Origin of the sequence: Microbacterium nymphoidis, from assembly GCF_021044885.1 — a bacterium.
GTDB classification, from domain to species: Bacteria; Actinomycetota; Actinomycetes; order Actinomycetales; family Microbacteriaceae; genus Microbacterium; species Microbacterium nymphoidis.
The window spans coordinates 221,538-240,361 of sequence record NZ_JAJNOD010000002.1 but is presented as its reverse complement, the minus strand read 5'-3'; the positions used below and the strand labels follow the sequence as shown (position 1 = coordinate 240,361).

General features: G+C 69.7%; 19 protein-coding genes. 6 read left to right on the top strand and 13 right to left on the bottom strand.

The features are described from left to right. Positions 1 to 177: 177 nt before the first annotated feature. The 5 genes from LQ566_RS10350 to LQ566_RS10330 all read right to left on the bottom strand — a co-directional run bounded on the left by LQ566_RS10350 (position 178) and on the right by LQ566_RS10330 (position 6,807). Positions 178 to 3,297 (bottom strand): AAA family ATPase, encoded by a 3,120-nt coding sequence (locus LQ566_RS10350; RefSeq protein ID WP_231091604.1) that lies wholly within the window; start codon positions 3,295 to 3,297, stop codon positions 178 to 180. Next, a complete protein-coding gene (locus tag LQ566_RS10345) occupies positions 3,294 to 4,448 on the bottom strand; it encodes an exonuclease SbcCD subunit D (RefSeq protein ID WP_231091603.1) in 1,155 nt (384 codons plus the stop codon). The genes LQ566_RS10350 and LQ566_RS10345 overlap by 4 nt, the downstream gene beginning before the upstream one ends. 117 nt (positions 4,449 to 4,565) lie before the next feature. Beyond that, a complete protein-coding gene (locus LQ566_RS10340) occupies positions 4,566 to 4,979 on the bottom strand; it encodes a VOC family protein (protein ID WP_231091602.1) in 414 nt (137 codons plus the stop codon). A 102-nt stretch (positions 4,980 to 5,081) separates the two neighbouring features. Then, positions 5,082 to 6,059 carry a DNA-3-methyladenine glycosylase family protein gene (locus tag LQ566_RS10335; RefSeq protein WP_231091601.1) on the bottom strand — a complete coding sequence of 326 codons (978 nt, stop codon included), beginning with the start codon at positions 6,057 to 6,059 and terminating at the stop codon, positions 5,082 to 5,084. A 52-nt stretch (positions 6,060 to 6,111) separates the two neighbouring features. Next, the gene (locus LQ566_RS10330) at positions 6,112 to 6,807 is read right to left on the bottom strand and encodes a winged helix-turn-helix domain-containing protein (RefSeq protein WP_231091600.1); all 696 of its coding nucleotides are present in this window, start codon (positions 6,805 to 6,807) and stop codon (positions 6,112 to 6,114) included. A gap of 386 nt (positions 6,808 to 7,193) precedes the next feature. On the opposite strand from LQ566_RS10330, the gene LQ566_RS10325 reads away from it, so the two are divergent. Next, the gene (locus tag LQ566_RS10325; RefSeq protein ID WP_231091599.1) at positions 7,194 to 7,679 is read left to right on the top strand and encodes a DIP1984 family protein; all 486 of its coding nucleotides are present in this window, start codon (positions 7,194 to 7,196) and stop codon (positions 7,677 to 7,679) included. Between the two features lie 251 nt (positions 7,680 to 7,930). Continuing rightward, a complete protein-coding gene (locus LQ566_RS10320; RefSeq protein WP_231091598.1) occupies positions 7,931 to 8,224 on the top strand; it encodes a GNAT family N-acetyltransferase in 294 nt (97 codons plus the stop codon). A 7-nt stretch (positions 8,225 to 8,231) separates the two neighbouring features. Here LQ566_RS10320 and LQ566_RS10315 read toward each other — a convergent pair whose 3' ends face one another. Continuing rightward, complete coding sequence (locus LQ566_RS10315) at positions 8,232 to 9,056, bottom strand: alpha/beta fold hydrolase (protein WP_231091597.1); 825 nt, start codon at positions 9,054 to 9,056, stop codon at positions 8,232 to 8,234. Between the two features lie 274 nt (positions 9,057 to 9,330). Further along, entirely contained in the window at positions 9,331 to 10,098 is a 768-nt protein-coding gene (locus LQ566_RS10310; protein ID WP_231091596.1) for a phosphatase PAP2 family protein, read from the bottom strand. A gap of 79 nt (positions 10,099 to 10,177) precedes the next feature. Between LQ566_RS10310 and LQ566_RS10305 the strand changes: the two genes are divergently transcribed. The 3 genes from LQ566_RS10305 to LQ566_RS17665 all read left to right on the top strand — a co-directional run bounded on the left by LQ566_RS10305 (position 10,178) and on the right by LQ566_RS17665 (position 13,287). Further along, positions 10,178 to 10,540: a PLD nuclease N-terminal domain-containing protein gene (locus LQ566_RS10305; protein WP_231091595.1), complete on the top strand. Its 363-nt coding sequence runs from the start codon at positions 10,178 to 10,180 to the stop codon at positions 10,538 to 10,540. 71 nt (positions 10,541 to 10,611) lie between these two features. Next, positions 10,612 to 12,369: a hypothetical protein gene (locus LQ566_RS10300; protein WP_231091594.1), complete on the top strand. Its 1,758-nt coding sequence runs from the start codon at positions 10,612 to 10,614 to the stop codon at positions 12,367 to 12,369. Between the two features lie 42 nt (positions 12,370 to 12,411). Beyond that, entirely contained in the window at positions 12,412 to 13,287 is an 876-nt protein-coding gene (locus LQ566_RS17665) for an alpha/beta hydrolase (protein WP_231091593.1), read from the top strand. 3 nt (positions 13,288 to 13,290) lie between these two features. Here LQ566_RS17665 and LQ566_RS10290 read toward each other — a convergent pair whose 3' ends face one another. The 4 genes from LQ566_RS10290 to LQ566_RS10275 are packed head-to-tail and all read right to left on the bottom strand — an operon-like array spanning position 13,291 to position 16,717. Continuing rightward, entirely contained in the window at positions 13,291 to 13,701 is a 411-nt protein-coding gene (locus LQ566_RS10290; RefSeq protein ID WP_231091592.1) for a DUF6157 family protein, read from the bottom strand. A 36-nt stretch (positions 13,702 to 13,737) separates the two neighbouring features. Beyond that, positions 13,738 to 14,376 carry a dihydrofolate reductase family protein gene (locus LQ566_RS10285; RefSeq protein WP_231091591.1) on the bottom strand — a complete coding sequence of 213 codons (639 nt, stop codon included), beginning with the start codon at positions 14,374 to 14,376 and terminating at the stop codon, positions 13,738 to 13,740. 41 nt (positions 14,377 to 14,417) lie between these two features. Continuing rightward, on the bottom strand, positions 14,418 to 16,121 hold the full coding sequence (locus LQ566_RS10280) for an ABC1 kinase family protein (protein WP_372459801.1): 1,704 nt from the start codon (positions 16,119 to 16,121) through the stop codon (positions 14,418 to 14,420). Positions 16,122 to 16,171: 50 nt separating this feature from the next. Beyond that, positions 16,172 to 16,717, bottom strand: a complete 546-nt coding sequence (locus LQ566_RS10275) for a PadR family transcriptional regulator (protein WP_231091590.1) — start codon at positions 16,715 to 16,717, stop codon at positions 16,172 to 16,174. A gap of 368 nt (positions 16,718 to 17,085) precedes the next feature. On the opposite strand from LQ566_RS10275, the gene LQ566_RS10270 reads away from it, so the two are divergent. Beyond that, positions 17,086 to 17,511 (top strand): GIY-YIG nuclease family protein, encoded by a 426-nt coding sequence (locus tag LQ566_RS10270; RefSeq protein WP_231091589.1) that lies wholly within the window; start codon positions 17,086 to 17,088, stop codon positions 17,509 to 17,511. Here LQ566_RS10270 and LQ566_RS10265 read toward each other — a convergent pair. Together LQ566_RS10265 and LQ566_RS10260 are read right to left on the bottom strand one after the other, a co-directional pair. Next, a complete protein-coding gene (locus tag LQ566_RS10265; protein ID WP_231091588.1) occupies positions 17,501 to 17,917 on the bottom strand; it encodes a VOC family protein in 417 nt (138 codons plus the stop codon). The two genes, LQ566_RS10270 and LQ566_RS10265, sit on opposite strands and share 11 nt — an antisense overlap. 105 nt (positions 17,918 to 18,022) lie before the next feature. Then, entirely contained in the window at positions 18,023 to 18,796 is a 774-nt protein-coding gene (locus LQ566_RS10260; RefSeq protein ID WP_231091587.1) for a DsbA family protein, read from the bottom strand. Between the last annotated feature and the right edge of the window lie 28 nt (positions 18,797 to 18,824).

The window sequence follows — 18,824 nt, the reverse complement described above, 5'->3', positions numbered from 1 at the left end:
CAGGCGGGCCGAGCACACAGGCACACGGGCACACGGGCGGGCACACAGGCACACGGGCACACGGGCACATGGGCGGAGACGGGCACACGGGCACACGGGCGCAGACGGGCGCAGACGGGAGTGCGGTCTCGGACGCGCACGCAGCGCGGACGGCGAGAGGCCCGGACGGCGAGGAGGTCAGACGGGCGGGGCACCGGTCTCGCGAGAGACCACGCTGGAGCCATCCGAGCGTACGCTCACGCGCAGCCGTGCGGGAATCTGATCCTGCATCGCCTCCACGTGGCTGATCACCCCGACGGTGCGACCGCCCTGACGCAGCTCGTCCAGTGTGCGCATGGCCACATCGAGCGTCTCCACATCCAGGGAGCCGAAGCCCTCGTCGATGAACAACGTGTCCAGCTGCACCCCGCCCGCTCGCGAGGTGACGACCTCGGCCAGGCCGAGTGCGAGTGCCAGGGACGCCAGGAAGGTCTCTCCGCCGGACAACGACGTCGCCGGACGCGAACGGCCGGTGTGGGCATCGACCACCTCGATTCCCAGGCCTGACGCGGCGTTGCGCGCCGCCCGTTCGTCGGTGTGGGCGAGCGTGTAGCGGCCCGAGGACATCTCGGCGAGGCGGAGATTGGCGGCAGCGACGATGTCCTCCAGCTCAGCGGCCAGCACGAAGGTCTCCAGGGACATCTTGCGGGTGTTGGGCTCGCGACCGGCGATGGTGTCGGCGAGGCGGACGATCACTGCGCGCTGCGCTTCCGCATCGCCCATCTCCCGGAGCGCTTCCGCGGCGTCCTCCGTGGCGCGCGCCAATTGCTGGACGGCCGATTCCGCGCGAGCGGATTCGGCGGCGGCTCTCCCTGCCGCCGCCCGAGCCTCGGCCACGGCGGTGTGCGCGGATTGCACGTCGATCGGCTCCTCCGGGAGCATCTCGAGCTCCGCTTGCAAGAGCACCGCGCGCAGGTCCCGGAGTGCGGCGTCGTGGGCGGCCAGCGCCGCCTCGAGACGGTCACGATCCGCGCGCGGGAGGAGGGCGGCGCGCGCAGCGTCCGCCGATTCGATGCCCGTGCGCTCGAGCACGTCCGCCAGGACGGCGCGTGCCTCCGTGAGCGCCTCCCGCCGCTCGGCGCTGTCATCGAGCGCGTCCGCCAGGATCGTGGCGGCATCTCGGACCTCGGTGAGCCGCACGATCCGATCCGCCACGCTGTGCGCTCCGGCGCGCGCCTGGGTGATCGTCTCAACCGCCGCGCGGGCCCGCTCGTCGATGGCGTTGCGGACCGACTGCAGTTCGGTCCGCTCCCGCATGAGATCTGCCAGTGCGGCCTGCTGTTCGTTACGGACGTCGGTGAGGTTCTGGATCTGCGCGGCGAGCTGGGCAGCACGCGCTTGCGCCGCATCGGCCGTCTCACGGGCGGTGCGTGCAGCGGCGGCGAGTTCCCGGAGAGCGGCAGTCTCGTGTCCCCCGGCGGCGGCGAGCGCAGCAGAATGCCTGTCTCGCACCGTGCGTGCGGCGTCGGTCGCCGCCTGCGCAGCCGTCGCGGCGCGCTCCGCGGCGTCCTCCGCGGCCGTGATGTCCGCCTCCGACACGGGGGTCCCGTCATCGGGCGCCGGTGCCGGGTGATCGAGCGAGCCGCACACGGGACAGGCCTGCCCGTCCTGGAGATCGCGGGCGAGCTCGGACGCGTGTCCGTCGAGGCGGCGACGCATCAGCTCCGTGAGTGCGGCGCTCGTCCGGGTGCGAGCTTCGGAGGCCGCTGCCTGCGCCTCCTCGGCGCTGCGAAGCTCCGGACGGATCGTGTCGACCAGGCGGGCCGCGGTGAGGGCCGCTTCCAGACGCTCCTGTTCGGCTCGGGCCGCGGGGAGCGCGGCGGCGGCGGCCACGGCCTCCGTATGCCGTTCGCCGAGCCGCTGCAGTTCGCCGGGGATGTCCGCGAGGCGGGCGGTGAGCTGCGCGATCCGCTCGTCGGCGCCCGTCAGATCCTCGTGAGCTCGACGCTGCTGGGCGGCCAGTTCATCGGCCTCCTGCTCGAGCTTGTGCGCGTGGGCCAGGGCTCCGAGCATCTCCGACGCCCGCGATGCCGTCGCCCGCAGTGCTTCGCCTTCGGCTGCCAACCCCGTCTGTTCCGCCGCCGAGGCGGCACCGCTCGCCTCGTCGTCCGCCACGACCTGCCAGCGCGAGCGCGCGGCGACCACCGCGGCATCGCAGTCCTGCTGCCGACGTTCCGCCGCCGCCAGTGCGTCCAGGGTCGCGCGCGCCTCCTCCGCCCGCTGAGCCACAAGCAGTCGAGCGCGATCCTGTTCCATCTCCGGCACAGCCGACTCCGCCCGCGCCAGTTGTACGCGAGTATCGTCGCGGCGCCGCTGTGCCTGGCGCTGCACCTCCAGCTCGGCGGCGATGCTCGCGAGTCGATCCTGCTCCGCCACCAGCCGCTGGGCTTCTTCAGCGGCCACGTCTCGGCGGTACTCCGCGCGCGGCAGCGCTTCTCGGATCACGTCCAGACGTTCAGCACGGCTCAGCGGCGTGGCCGTCGCACCCGGCGCGGGCGACCATTCGACGGCCGCAGAGGCCCCGGCGTCGGCCACGTCATCGGGCGTCGGCGTGGCCTCCGTGCCGGCCGGTTCCTCGTCGAGACCGAGATCGCGGATGATCCGCTCCGCCGCGTCCAGCCGGGCATCCGTCGCAGTACCTCGGCCGGCTAGTTCGGCCTCCGCGGCTCGTCGGCGTGCCTCGAAGGCATCGGCGTAGTCCTGGAACCGACGCGTGCCGAACAGCGTCTGCAGCACTTTGCGCCGTTCGTCGTTGCCGGCGAGCAGAAACTCGGCAAAACGGTTCTGTGCGAGCAGGATCACCTGCAGGAACTGCTCCCGGGACAGCTGCAGGATCTCGTCGAGGTCGTTTCCCACGTCGCGAGCGCGCGCCGACATCCCGCGCCACTCGCCATCCTCCCAGCGGGCCAGCTGCACCGCGGCCGCCTGAGTGGTCATCCCCTCACCGCGCTGCTTGGGTTTGAGGTACTCCGGATTGCGGATCACCCGGTAGCGGTGCTCTCCTGCGCTGAACTCCAGCACGACCTCCGTCGGCTCCTCGGGTGCGCTGTGGTCGCTGCGCAGCCGCTTCTCACCGCTGGAGTAGCGCGGGATCGAGCCGTAGAGTGCGAAGGTGATGGCGTCCAGGATGCTGGACTTGCCCGCACCGGTCCGACCGGAGATCAGGAAGAGACCATCCGCCGCGAAGTCATCGAAGTCGACGTACTGCCGTTCGCGAAAAGGGCCGAATCCCTCGATCTCCAGCCGGTGGAGTCTCATACCAGCGCCTCGGCGCGTGCGTGCTCATCCAGGATCTCCCGGATCAGCGCGCGTTCCGCCGCACTGGCCCCCTCCTCCGCCCGGACATGCACGAGGAATGCCTCGATGCGTTCCTCATCCGAGGTGGCAGTACGCAGGCGGTCACGATAGGTGGCCGTCGTCTGGACCTTCGCACCGTGGGGCACGTGCACAACCACCGCGCAGAACGGAAAGCGCTGCTGCAGTCGCCGCATGGTGTCCCGCTGCGGTGTGCGGTCGGTGTACTCGATCGACACCCAGGCGTCTTCCACTCCGGAGTAGGCGGGATCGGTCAGCAGGGCCTCGAGGGTGTCCCGCAGCACGACGAGTCGCCGGGGTACGGGCAGCGGCAGCCACTCGATCTGTGCCAGGCCCTCCGCGTCGAGATCCACCAGCCACGAGCCGCGCGGCTTGTCACGCTCCCCGAAGCTGTAGTGCAGCGGGGCGCCGCTGTAGCGGACGCGGTCCGAGAGCTGCTGGCGGCCATGGATGTGCCCGAGCGCCACGTAGTCGGGCCCGTCGAAGGCGGACAACGGCACCATGTCGAGGCTTCCCTGTCGCACCTCACGCTCGACACCCGGCGTGGCTTCCACCCCGACGGCGAAGCAGTGCGCGATCGCGACAGACCTCACGCCGCGGCGCTGGATGGAGGCACGAACGAGGCTCATCGCGTGCCCGATCGTCTGCGCCTGGGAACGTAGATCGGCCCCTTCCCACGTGTTGCGCACGATGGTCGGCTCGAGATACGGGATGCCGTAGAAGTCGACTTCCCCGTGCTCGTCCCGGATGGTGAGCGGAAGATCCAGCGCGAGCGGATCGGTGACCACGTGGATCCCCTCGCGAAGCAGTGCCGACTGGAATCCGAGTCGTGCCGCCGAGTCGTGGTTTCCGCTGGTGACGATGACCGATGCGCCTGTGTCAGCCAGTGCGCGCAGCGTGTCGGTGAGCAGGGTGTAGGCGGGAGCGGCCGGCGTCGACGAATCGAAGACGTCTCCGGCGACGATGACGACATCGACCTCGTTGACCCGGACCTGCTCGACCAGCGCCTCCAGCACCTCACCGAGCGCGGCCAGCGTCGGGTTGCCGTGGAAGGTACGCCCGATGTGCCAGTCAGAGGTGTGCAGGATTCGCATGTCTTCACCGTAGAAGGGGCCTCCGACATTGCTGCGGCGGCGAGCCGACAACAGCCCGGACACGCTGAACGGCCGGCGCCTGCGGGCACCGACCGTCACGGGAAGCGCGGCGGAGACTCAGAAATCGTCGTCGATGGAGACCATCCAGCTGATGCCGTAGCGATCGACGAGCATCCCGAACTCGCCTCCCCACGGCGCCTTCTCCAGCGGCTGCGTGATGGTCGCGCCGTCGGCGAGGCCGTCCCAGTACCTGCGCAGGGAATCGGCGTCCGCCCCCGACACGGAGACCGAGATTCCCGCCGGCGCCACCCATCCCATGTGGCTCGGGGTGTCGGATCCCATCAGGACGAACCCGTCCGGCGTGGTGAGCTGGGAGTGCATCACCAGCCCCTGTTCGGCCTCGGGCATCCCCATGCCGCCCATGTCGGCGAAGGTCATCACCCGCAGGTCCCCGCCGAAGACGCTCTGGTAGAACTCCATCGCCTCGCGCGCATTGTCGTGGAACGAGAGATAGGGGTTGAGGGTGGACATAGGAGGCTCCCATCCGCGCACCGACCTGATGCGCACGAAGGACAGTGTGGAGCCGCGGCGTCTCGTCGGCAAGAGCCGCGGGCCGATTCATCGGTACCGCCGTCAACGGCCCCGGTGATCCTCCGGATGCAGGCGGGGTGCTCGCCGCGGTTCGCCCAGACCGGCCACGCCGATCAGGCGGATCACGCGCTGACGCTGTCCCGCCCACGGCGCGAGAAGACGCAGCATTCCGGCATCATCCGTGCGTCGGCCGGCCAGAGCATGACCCACGTGATGGGCCAGGTGGAAATCGCCGACGCTGACCGCGTCGGGATCGCCGAAAGCCCGGATGCGTATCTCGGCCGACGTCCAGGGGCCGACTCCCGTCAGCGAGGTGAGGACGCGTTCTCGTTCGGCTGCATCAGGTGCGTTGCGCACCGCGTCGAGCAGCGATGATCCGCGGGATGCGGCCGACACGATGGTGCGCGATTGCGGGGGCTCGACTCCCGCACGATGCCAGGCCCAGGATGGGATCCGCCGCCACTGGTCCCAGGTGGGTGCCACCCGCAGGGGACGCGGTGCCGGGGACGGCACCGTCTCACCGAACCGCGTGACCAGGGAGCGCCAGGCGCCGTATGCCTGCATGGCGGTCACCTTCTGCTCCAGCACGGCACTGACGATGACCTCGGTCAGACCTTCGCTGGAGCCGATGCGCAGACCGGGGTGGCGCCGGTGGGCCTCGGCGATGAGCGGATTGTCGCCGGGATCGAAGCGCTCCGGATGATCTTCCGCGCCGCACAGACGCGGCACCGTATCCAGCGCCTCCGCCGCGCCGCTCCCCCACGCGGCAGCCAGGACGCCGTCGGCGCCCTGGCGCAGTGCCAGGACCGCGGGTCCAGCCGATGTGCGCAAGGCACGCCAGATCACTCCGCCCGCAATGTGCATGGTGGGGTCGGTTCCGCCACGCCGATGAAAACCCACGGTGCGCATCAGGTCCAGCTCGTGCGCCGGCCGATAGCGTGTCTCCACGCGCGGGGGGACGCGTACGGACCGGTCCGCGACGGGCCTGCGTGGCAGGGTCCGCGGCGGCGAGAAGGTCATAGGCTCACGCTACGCGGCACCTCCGACAACGGCCTGCACGACCGCGGCGCGCTCAGAAGCGGTCGGGAGAGGGCGTGCCCGAGCCGTAGCGGATCACGACGTCGGCGTGCCGGTCGAAACGGTAACCCACGCCGCGCACGGTGCGCACGATGTCCTCGTACCGGCCGAGCTTGGCGCGCAGCCGACGCACGTGAACATCGATCGTGCGCTCGCCCGGGGCATCAGCATCCCCGGCGCTCCACAGCGACGAGACCAGCTCGCTGCGCTCGATGGTGCGCCCCTCGCGCAGCACCAGGTACTGCAGCAGCTCGAACTCCTTGTAGGTGAACCCGGCGGACTCACCGTCGATCACGACGCGCTTGCGGGAGATGTCGACAATGACGCGGCTGGCCTCGTCGTCCTCTGCGGCGGCGGGACGGTTGCGTGCGACGGCGCTCGGCTCGTGCAGAGCGAGACGGACCACGTCCACATCGCGTCCGCCTGCGCTGGTGGGGGCGAGGGCGACGGTGGCGTAGGTCTCGGCGGAGGGCGACAGCTCGGCGAGCGTGCGGCGAAGGGCGTCGACGAGCAACGGCAGGCTGACACCGTCAGCGGCGGCCTTGAGCTCGTCGATGCCGACGTACAGGGCGAAGCCGCGGGGCGAGGGACCGGTGGTCACGACGTTCTCCGTGCGGGAGACGGCACGCAGGTGCGGCTGGCTGACGGGGGCGGTGCGGGCGGGTGCATCGATGAAAGCGAGGTTCGACATGATGATGAGGAGTCCTTGGAGGGGTTGCCGAAAAGGCGAGTGAGCTTGCTGCGAGGTGGGGCCGTCATCGGCCGGCGCCATCGCTCGGAGCCTCCTGGTGTGGGGCGGAGCGGCGACGCGGGGTCCACACGTCTCACGCCAGATTGGAGCGTGGAGTCGGACCGAGCGAGAGCTGCAGGTTTAGCGGCACATTCGGCAACACATGCCAACACGGCCGGCCATCATCATGCCGGCACTCCCGTTCGCCTCCCAGGCGGACACAGGATATGCGTTGTTGGTCATGTGGGCATTATGACGAGACAAGTCCTTCCATGTCAAACTGAGACATGCTATGAGCGAGCTGTGACCGCGTGGCAGTGCCCCGGCATGGCGGCTAGGGTCGGAGCATGAAACTCGCTGAAGCATTGGCTCTGCGCGCAGATCTGCAGCGGCGGATCGAACAGCTGCGGAGCCGGATCGTTCAGAACGCGCGGTACCAGGAGGGCGAGCCGCCCGCCGAGGACGCCACCGCGCTGCTGGCGGAGGCGGAGAGGTGCGTGGAGCGGCTGCGGCTGCTGATCTCCGCCATCAACACCACCAACGCCGCGATCGATCTGGGCACGGATGGCACGATGACCGAGGCGCTGGCCGCCCGGGACACGCTGCGTCTGCAGCATTCCGTGCTGACCGCCGCAGCCGACGCCGCGAGCCCCGCGAGCTTTCGCCAGATGCGCTCCGAACTGCGACAGATCGCCGCCTTCGATGTCGCCGTCGTTCGCACCCGCGCGGATGACGTCGCGCGCCGGCTGCGCGAGCTGGACGGGCGCATCCAGCAGGCCAACTGGCTGAACGACCTCCGGGACGAGGCGGGAGCCATCAGCCAGGAGGAGTGAGCGGAGTCGGTAGTCGACGGCAGCGGGCACACAACCCACGAGCACGGGTATATGTGCTCACTGTCCGGGTCTGAGCAGCCCATCACCACGGTGCACGCTCAGCACACCGCACCTGTGAAGGTGCACCGGGACAGCGCATCACCGCGTGCCGGGTCGTCGACGAGGGTGGGATCGGGGATCTCCGCTGACGGTCCGCTGCGTATCACGCGCAGCGGACCACCGCAGGCGGGCGACAGGCGTACGCTGTGCCGATGACCGATCTGGAGTTCGCACGCGAGCGGGATGCGGCGCGCTTCGCGTTGCGCCGCGGCGATGAGCTGCTGAGCGTGCTGGACTATCGCGACGACGGGCGCACCGTCGCCCTCACACGGGCGTACACGGTCCCCGCGCATCGCGGTCACGCCTATGCGGCGGTGCTGGTCGACCGGGCCGTGGCGGAACTGGAGGCCGAGGGCGACCGCGTGGTGCTTCCGGTGTGCTGGTATGTGGCGGACTGGTTCCGTGACCACCCGGAGCGCTCCGGCATCCTCTCCCCCCGGAGCTGACCAGCGATCATCGCAGCTTGCGCTCCAGCAGGAACTGCTCGATGCGGATGACCGACGCCTCCGGTCGCACGATCAGCGCGGCATGCCCGCGACCCGGAAGCTCGGTGAGCGCGCCGTCCGGGAGGAGGGCGAGCACTTTCTCGCTCCACTTCTTCGGCACGACGTGGTCGTTCGCCCCGCGCAGCACGAGCACCGGGATCTCCATGCGCGGGTATGTCGCTTCGGGCCGGTGCACGACCGTAGCCCGTGCCTTGCGCATCAGGTGCGGCCCCGCCTTCAGATACTCCGCCGCGCCCCGGTAGAACGTGAGCGGGTGGGCCGCGACGATGTCCCGCGCCAGACGCAGCGTCTGCCGCAGGAGTCCGCGAGCGCCGGAGTCGGTGGTGGGTGCGACGAGAACGGCTGCGGTCACCGCGGACCCGGGATGACGGGCGACCGCCTCAGCCACGATCTGCGTGCCCATCGAGTGGCCGATGAGGACGACGTTCTCGAGTGCGCGGTCGCTGACGAACGCGGCAACCAGGTCACCGAGTTCTTCCATGGTGGGCGTCCGCGCCGGCTCGGGCGCTTCTCCGAACCCCGGCAGGTCGAGCGCGATCACGCGTCCGGCGGCTGTCAGGCCGTGCGCGATCTCGATGTAGGCGGAGCGACCGAGGCCGAAGCCGTGGACCACGATGAAGGTGAGCGACTCCGGTCCGGCCAGCTCTTCGGCGATCAGCTCCCGCCCGTCGAGGGAGAAGGTCGTGACGTTGCTCCCCGACTCGGACAGCTCGGGCTCCGGTACTGTGCCGTCGCCGTGCTCAGGGTGCCGATCCGCACGGGTCGAGGTCATGCCGGCTCCTTCCAAGCGTTGCGGGGACGTGGCCGGAAGTGGGGTGGTCGTCTTGTGCCCCCCGGCGTTGACGACCACCCCGCGCGGTCTCGATGAGCTCCGGCGCCTGCAGCGTTACCGCTGCTGCTGCGATCGCCCCCACGACGACGGCAGCAGTCCAAGCGGGCGATCACCAGATCGCCCCGTCGTTTCGCGCGACCGCGGAACGACTGAATGTCCCTCATTATGCATCCCCCACCTGGGGAACAGCAGATCGTGAAGTCACCGGCGGTCATCACAGTGGGTCGTCCGCAGCGGCCACGGAGCGCGGTCCGCGCGCTGGGACCACGCGCTCGGCGACGGCGAACACCGCGGTCGAGACCACGGGCACCACGAGCAGCGACGCGGTCACGTCCGTGGGGTGATGCACCCCGAGGTACATGCGCGACCACGCAGTCACCAGAGCCAGCACGGCGGCGACCGCGGCGGCGACGACGACCGGTGCCGCACGGTGGGTCCGGCTCACCACCGTCCATACCAGAGCGACCCCTAGTGCGGCGGCGAATGCGGTGTGACCACTGGGATAGCTGGCCGACGCGGGCTCGCGGATGAGCTGCTCCACCAGAACGCCGGCATCCGGCCGCGGCCGGGAGACCACCGCCTTGATGACGTCGACCACGAGCCAGGGCACGGCCACCAGCAGTCCGAATCGCACCGCAGGCCACGCCGCCCGTGCGCTCATCCCGATCACCACGGCGACGATGAGCGAGATGATCACCGCGCCCACCGGCCCGAACCCAATGTTGATGGCCAGCGCGATCGGCGTGAGCAGCGAGGTGTGCATCGCGCTGAGGTCGTGCAGGAAGGAGAGCTCCGCATCGTTCACCGCCGCGCTGTCCCGCACGAGGACGCCCACGACCGCGACCACGAGGACGACGGCGAGGGCGACCGGAATCCACACCGCAGGTCGCGGTCGGGCAGCGCGAAGGTCACTCATCCCGTCAGCGTGCCACAGCCACCCGAGCGGTTCCTGCTGACGCAGAGTGAGGCGTTCAGCCCTCATGAGGACATTCTCATGCAGAGGCGTCACCCCATCGACGCCCGCCCGGCCAGCACATAGATTGAGAACCATGATCCCGTTGATGACCCTGCTCACGGTGGCGCTGTTCGTCACGTCCCTGGTGGACATCATCCTGCGTGACTCGAGCAAGGTGAAGCACCTTCCGAAGGTCGTCTGGATCCTCATCGTGATCTTTCTTCCCCTGATCGGAAGTCTGTTGTGGTGGATACTCGGCCGCGAGTATGACAGCGCGCGCATGCCCGCGCCCCGCGCCCAGCGCGCCACGGACCGCCCCGGATACCCGACCCCGCGGGTGGTGGATACACGTACGACCGAGCAGCAGATGGCCGACCTGGAACGCGAGATCGAGGAGTGGCGGCTGCGTGAGGAACTCGACCGCCGTCGGCGCGCGAGCGAGGGTGGCAGCACTTCGCCCTCGGAATGAGCGCGACAGCCGCTGTACCATCTTCCTCAACGATCGACGGGCTGCTCGGCCCGTCCTGAGGGGGACCCGCCATGAGCGACAACAGCGCTGACCAGCCGACCAACAACAACGCACCCGATCCGTCCGGGACGCCACTGCCGGACCCGACGATCGATTTCGGGGACGCGCCGGCGACGGCACCGCAGCCGCCGTCCTCCGGACAGCAGCCGACCTACACGCCGCCGCCCGCCTACGAGCAGGGGCCGACGTACCATGCGCCGGCCGCCCCCTACGGGGGTCCGGAACAGCAGCCGCCCGCATACGGTGCGGCCCAGCCCGCGGCGGGGGCGTCCGTTCCGCAACCGGACTCGTCCGGCGCGACTGCGGAGGCAGCTCCCGCGGCGACGGGCGAGGACGCCACCTGGAGCACGACGGCTCCCGTCGAGCCCGCAGAGCCGACGCCACCCTCCGGCGCGCCGGGGTACACCGGTGGCGCGGTCGGGGCATCTTACGGAGCGCCAAACCAGGCAACGCCGGCCTACGGCGCACCCAATCAGCCCGCCCCGCCCTACGGCGCACCCAATCAGCCCGCCCCGCCCTACGGCGCACCCAATCAGCCCACTCCGCCCTACGGCGCACCCAATCAGCCCGCCCCGCCCTACGGCGCACCCAATCAGCCCACTCCGCCCTACGGCGCACCCAATCAGCCCGCCCCGCCCTACGGCGCACCCAATCAGCCCAGTCCGCCCTACGGCGCACCGGCAGGCTACCCGGGCGGCCCGACCGGCCCCAGCGGACCCCTATACGGCTCGTCCGTGGTGGCCGACAAGCCCAAGGGCAAGGGCCTGCTGATCGGGCTGATCGTCGGCGGCGTCGCGGTGCTCGCGATCATTGTGGTGATCATCGCACTGGCGATCGGTGCGATCCGCGGCGCGGCCCACAACGGCACCCCGGTCGACGGATCCGGCGACGGCGACCCGTCGTCCGCGGCGGCCGAAGCGGTTCAGGGGTACTTCGACGCGCTCATCGCCTCCGACTCGAAGAAGGCCCTGAGTTATCTCGATGACACCGCGGGGCTGGACAAGACCTTCCTCACCGACGAGGTGCTGAAGTACTCGAACGAGCTCTCGCCCATCACCGATGTCGAGGTCGACGCGAGTGACGTGTCCAGCTACGGCGGGTACGCCACGGTCGACTTCATGGTGGGCGACAACGCCGTGTCGGAGGACTTCCTCGTCTCCGTCGACAAGAAGGGACGCGCGAAGCTCGCCTCCTACAACGCGGTGCAGAGCCTCTACCTGTCCGACAGCCAGTTCGATCTGGAGCTCAACGGGGTGCCGGTGACGGGCGACACCGCGGATGTGTTCTTCGGGATGTATCAGCTGAGCAGCGTGAACAAGAACTTCACGCTCCCGGGCGACGGGAAGTTCGCGGTCACTCCGCTCAACGCGGAGCTACCGCGCGCCAGCGACGTCCAGCTCACCGATGAAGCTCGCGCCAAGGTGATCAAGGCCGTGAGCGATGCGGTCACGGCTTGCCTGGAGGAGAAGACGATCGCGGCGGGCTGCGGGCTCTCGCTCGAGTCCGCGTCCGGAGAGACCCTGGCCGAGAACGGCATCACCCGCAGCATGGATGAGGACTCGCTCAGCGATCTCGCCGATCCCACGATCACCATCTCCTACGACACGGTGGGCGTGGAGGTGACCGACTTCGGGTCGGTGGACTTCGCAGCCACCTGCACGAAGGACGGCGCCACCGCACCGTGCGAGGTGTACGGCGCCCCCGACTTCTACCGCGTGCTCGTCGACATGTCCGATGAGAAGTGGAAGCTCACCTGGGAGAACTTCTGATCTCCTCCGCGCTCACTCCTCCCGCGCGTCTACGCTGGAGGAGTGAGCGCACCCGATCCCGCCTCGTCCGCACCCGACGCCGCCCCCACGTCCGCTGACGCTGCGGTCGAATCCGGGACGGCAGCGGAGCGACGCGCGTCGCGCCGCGACGCGCGCCTCGCCCCGCGTTCCTCACGCCCGCACCGCGTTCGGCGGGTACTCGCCTGGGGAGCCGGCGGTATCCTCGCCCTCCTCGTGGGCGCCGGCGCCGGCTTCCTGATCTGGGCGAACACGGGTGTGATGGCGGCACAGCCCGATCCTCTCGCCGCTGTTCGCGCCGACTCCGGCATCGAGCTGGCCGACGAGGGGACAGCCTGGGTGATGCGCCCCACCGACGCCTCCGATGGCACAGGTCTGGTGTTCATCCCGGGCGCGAAGGTCGCGCCCGAGGCATACGCCGCGACGTTCCAGGCTCTGGTGGACGACGGCACCACCGTCGTGATCACCAAGCCCCCGCTGAACCTCGCGATCCTCGATCTGCGTCCGCTGTCGCGCTTCACCGAGCTGGTTCCCGAAGTGTCGGACTGGGCGGTGGGTGGCCACTCGCTCGGCGGTGTGAAGGCATGCCAGCTGGTCGGGAGCGCCGGCGTCGAGCGTCTGATCTTGTTCGCCAGCTACTGCTCCGACGACATCTCCCAGACCGGGTACGACGTGCTCAGCATCTCGGGCACCGCGGACGGGCTGTCGACTCCCGCGAAGATCGAAGCCGCCTGGCCGCTGCTGCCCGCGGATGCCGCGGCCTTCGTGCTCGACGGCGGCAGCCACGCCTCCTTCGGCGCCTACGGACCGCAGGCGGGCGACGGGACGCCGACGATGCCGGCTGACGAGGCGCACGCGCGCATCTCGAGCGTCGTGCGGGCCTTCCTCACCGGAGGGTGACGCTCAGCCGCGACGCGACCTCATCGCCGCGGTCTGCCTGAGCTGCGGCGAGGTCGACAGTTCGGCGTATTCGTCGCTTCCCATCGGCACGAGCGCCACGCGACCCTGCGCGTCGTGATGGGTGCCCCAGCCGTAGCGCTTCCCGAGAGCACTCGAGCGCAGGCAGGCCTGCCCCCGGGAGAAGAACTCCTCGCGTGCGCGTTCGCGATCCTCTTCGGCGATACCCGCACGATCGGCATAGACGGTGAAGATCACATCGTCCGAGGTGAACTCATACGGATGCTCGTGCAACAGCGCGAACTGCCGGGCCGCGATGCTGGGGTTGTCGGGATCGCTCGGCGGAGCCTCTGCCGCCACGGCGCGGCTGTCGGGCGCTACGGCGATGAAGGTGTCGACGTAGTTCGTGGTGTGCATGCGGACATCCTGGCACGGGGCACGGACACCGCGTCGCTATTCGCCGACGGTCCCGGTCTGCGGCGCGAGGTCCACGGGCCCGTACCGGAGGGTGAGCACCCCGCGCGACGAACTGGTCGCCGGGGCCAGGAGCCGGAGGTTCGCCGGTGTGCTCCCCGCGGGGAACACCCGCTTGCCGTGGCCCAGCACGAGGGGATACGTCCACAGCTTCAGCTCGTCGTACACCTGCGAAGACAACAGCGTCTGCACCAGATCGGCGCTGCCGATCACGTGGATGCTGCGGTGACGATCCCGCAGGGCGTCGATCTCCGCCGCGACGTCGCTCCCGATCCTCGTCGTGTTCTCCCAGGCGGGCTCCCACTCCCCCCGTGAGGCGACGTATTTCGGCACCGCATTGATGATGCGGCCGATCATCCCCTCCGGGCCCTCGGCGTGATGCGGCCAGTACGCCGCGAAGATGTCGTAGGTGCGCCGGCCCAGCAGGAGCGCGTCCATCGACTGCAGTCCGGCGACGATGTCCGCACCGATCTCCTCATCCTCGAACGGCGCCTGCCATCCCCCGAAACGGAATCCGTCGCTGGGGTCCTCCTCCGGCCCTCCGGGTGCCTGCACGACACCGTCGAGGGTGCTGAAGAGGTCGATCACGATGCGCCCGCGCGCGCTTGCTTCGCTCATGCGCACAGTCCACTCCGCCCGGGCCGCCCCCGCAAGACCCCTCAGCGGGAGCGGGCGAAGAGGGCGAACACGCCCACCGGGGCCGATCCGATCATCAGCACCGCACCCAGCACGGCGTCGGAGGAGTGCACCACGGCGCCGCCGATGATCAGCCCGGCGAAGATCACCACGGCGATCACCCGGCGAGCCAGCCGATCCACCCGTCGCTCCAGCCGGGAGGTGTCCACCACCAGCCGTCCCTGCTCCAAGGTGGTGATGAGCTCGTCCGCACGGCGGGGCAGCCGTGACAGCACGCCCGCCACCTCCGCCGCCTGCTTTCCGAGACCCCGCAGTGCTCCCCCAGCCTGCCTGCTCATCAGGCCCGTCGCATACGGCTCCGCCGCGTTCCAGATGTTGAACGCCGGATCCAGTGCGCTGCAGACGCCCGACGTGAGGGAGACGGCACGGATGAGCAGCAGGAAGTTCTCCGGGAGCTGGAACGGGAGCTCTCGCACGACGTCGCCGAACTCCCGAGCGAAGTCGCGGAACTCCCGGGGATCCACCTGCTGCAGTTCGGCGAAGCCCATTCCCCCGAAGCGCTCGAACAGTGCCGTCAGTGCCCGCTCGAGCTCGACGGTGTCCGCGGAGGGAAGGAGCATTCCCACATCGCGGAAGGCGCGCACGACACCGGCCCCGTCACGGGAGACGACCGCGATCACCGCTGCCTGCAGATGCTCGCGCAGCTGGCCGGAGACCTCACCCATCATCCCGAAGTCGATGAACGTGAGGCGGAATCCGCCCTCGACGCTCGCGTCCGGGGTGACGAACACGTTGCCCGGATGCGGGTCGGCGTGGAAGGGTCCGTCGAGGAAGACCTGGTCCAGCATCGCCGTGGCGAAGGCATGGGCGACGGCCGACGGGTCGATGCCGGCCGCGCGCAGCGCCGGAACGTCGCTGATCTTGATGGCGGACACGTCCTCCAGCACCAGCACGGTGCGTGTGGTGCGCTCCCACGCCACACGCGGACCGCTGATTCCCGGCCGTTGCGCGGTGTCCATCGCAAAACGCTCCGCGCTGGCGGCCTCGTGCAGATAGTCGATCTCATCACGGCTGACCGCCGCGAACTCGGCGACGAGAGCGGGAGCGTCGACACGGCGCGACACCATGCGAACGCGAGCCAGGATCCGTCCGATGCGCGCCAGAGCGGCGAGGTCGGTGTCCACGATCCGATCGATGCCCGGCCGCTGGATCTTCACCACCACATCCGCGAAGCCCGCGATCTCGGCGTCCTCGGCCCGCAGCACTCCCCGGTGGGCCTGACCGAGCGACGCGGCGGCGAGCGGGATCGGATCCAGGCGTTCGAAGGCGCGCTCCAGCGGCACACCCAGGCTCACCTCCGCCGCGCGGCGGATGTCGTCGAACGCCACCGGCGGCGCCTCGTCCTGTAGATCCGCGAGCTCGGCCGTCACCTCGGGCGGAAGCACGTCCAGCCGGGAGGACAGAAACTGGCCCACCTTGATCATCAGGCCGCCGAGCTCGACAGCGAGCGGGTGGAAGCGGCGGGCGATGCCCACCATGCGGCGGGTGCGCGTGCGATTCGCGAGCGCTCGCAACCCCACAGCGGGAAGCACCAGCTCGTACCACCACGACTGCACCAGCACCCGCGTGGCGAAGCGCATGATGCGGCGGTATCGCCCGCGCAAGGCCGGATCAACGCGCGACGGAGGCACCGGTGTCGCCGTGCTCACCACACCGAGCTGCTGCATCACCGCGTCCGCGGCGGATCCTGCGGGAGGATCGCGCCGGTCCTCGGCCATCACTCCTGCGCGAGGATCGCGTAGAGCTTGCGCCGGGCGTCTTCCAGCACGGCGATCGCCGCCTCGACCTGAGCGGGGCTGCCGTCGCGGCCGACCTGAGCGGCGGCCTGCGCCAGCTTTGCACCGGCTTTCGGCAATGCCAGGTGGTGAGAGCTACCGGACGAGGCCGTCGAGCCCTCCCATGGCGCTGCGCCCTCGCTCGCCTCCGCTGCTTCACGTCCGGCGTCGGTGAGCGAGTACGTCTTGCGGCCCTCCGCCTCGTCGGCTTCGATCAGGCCTTCATCGGCCAGCAACTGCAGCGTGGGGTAGACGGACCCCGGGCTCGGCTTCCACGCGCCGTCGCTGCGATCCGCGATCTCCTGGATGATCTGGTAGCCGTGCATCGGCTGTTCGGCGAGCAGCGCCAGAATCGCCGCGCGGACGTCGCCGCGCGCCATCCGCGGCGGCGCGAACCGGCGCTCGAAGCCGTCACGCAGCTGCTCCATCGCATCCCACAGACCGTTCATCGGGTTGCCGAATCCGGGCATCGAGTTGCTCGCGTTCATGATCGTCCTCCTTCGCGCCGATGACGTCGGCGCATCAAGCGATATATACCGATATATCGCTTGATGCCGGGTGTCGCCAGATCCCTCGGCGCTCTCCCAGCCGACCCGCAGGCGAAGGGGCTTCTCGCGCGGCGGTCGCGGATCTGATTCCGGGCACACGCCGCGTCGAGCGCTTCCCGAGAATCTCGCCACGACCGCTGTGGCGCCGTCCGCGGACGACGGGCGCCACCAGGACGACCGGACCGCCGATGTACAGGGTGAACACGACAGCGGCGCCCCTCCGCCGGGGCCGGCCGCTGAGTCGGTTCGGACGGGCGGGGGCATCGGTGCGGATCGGCGATGTCCGAGACGGGGCGTAGCGTGAGCGCATGCCCAAGCTGCCCGCGCCCTGCCTGTTGTGCCGCGGGCGGCGTTCGGAACGCGCCGACGGCTCGCTCCGGTGCGCCCGCTGCGGCTGGCGGTTCGGCGATGCCCCTGACCCTGACCTCCCTCCCCCGCGCGTCGACGTGGTCTACTACCTGCGCTGGCGGGACCGCATCAAGATCGGCACCAGCGCGAATCCGCGCCAGCGGCTGGCCGCGATCACGCACGAGGAACTGCTGGCGTTCGAACGCGGCGACCGGATCCTCGAGCGGGAACGGCACGAGCAGTTCGCGCCGCTGCGCCTCGGGGGCGAGTGGTTCTCCGCCGACGAGACGCTCAGAGCGCACGCCCTCCGGCTTCGCGGTAACCGTGACCCGTGGGATCGCTACGTTCGCTGGTTCGCGACGGAACTTGCCGCCATCACGGGGTGAGCTCCGGAGCATCGCCCTCATAACCGATGAGCCACCGGACACCCCACCGGTCCCGTACCTGACCGTCGTGTGACCCCCACGCCGTCGCGTGCAGCGGATCCAGCACGGTCCCACCCTTCGCCAGCTGATCGAACCAGCGCGTGAGAGTGGCCGGATCGGCTGTGCCGAGCAGCGCGATGGCCGCGCCGCGCATGTCGAGGGCGTCCTCCTCCCCCGTGGCGTCCGTGGCGTAGATGGTCACGGCTCCGACCAGCTGGCCGTGCGCTACAGCATCTGACGGGCCGTCAACGCGGTTGAAGTCGGCATATGAGTACCGGGTGACCTCTCCGCCGAAGACGGACTGGTAGAAGTCGAGTGCATCGCTGGCCGTGCCGGGGAACCACAGATACAGCGTGGGAGACGTCATGATTCTCCTTCGTTCAGGTGTCCTCACCCTACGCCCAGACGCGTGAAGAACGGGCCCGCGCCGATGGCGCGGACCCGTTCTTCACGCGCAAAGCGCCGGGATGAGTTACTTGGCCGCGGTCGGCGGCGTGGCAGTGCTGGAGGACTCCGGCGAGGCCGACGCGTCCGGTGCCGGGGACTCGGTCGGCGTGGCCGCACCGAACTTGTCGGTGAAGAAGGTGGCCGATGCTCCGATGGTCGCGAGCTGCTGGTACTCGCCGTCGATCACGATGGTCGGCGTCGCACTGGATCCCGTCGCCGGGTTGGTCGGCAGCTTCTTCGTCGACCACGTCACGTACTTGGAGAACTTCGCCTCCTGCTGGCAGGTCGCGATGTCCACGCCCAGGTCCTTCGCGAAGCCGACGAGCTGATCATCGGTGAGTCCCTCGGTGTTCTCGGCGGGCTGGTTGGCGAACAGCGTGGTGGCGAAGTCCTGCAGCTTCGAGCTGTCGGTGTCCGCCACGCAGTAATAGGCGTTCGCCGAGCGGCTGGAGTAGTTGGTGCCCATCGAGAAGCGATCCAGAATCGCGACCGGGTGCACCGCGAGGGTGATGTCGTTGTTGTCGGCGAGCTCAGCAAGCTGCTCACCGTAAGCGCCCTCGAACTGGTTGCACGCCGGGCACTGGAAGTCGACGTACGTCTCCACGCGGTTCTCGCCCTCGCCGAACAGCAGGGCGCCGGTGTCCTTGTCGAGGTTCGAGGCGGCCGGTGCCGTACCGGAGCTCGTCGCGACGCTGTTACCGACGACGACGGCCACTCCGGCGCCGATCACGATGACAGCGACGATCACGCTGGTCCAGATTGCGAACCAGTTCGTCTTGCGGGCAGCAGCCTTCGCCATGTCTTCCTCTGTTCAGGGCCGTGGGCTC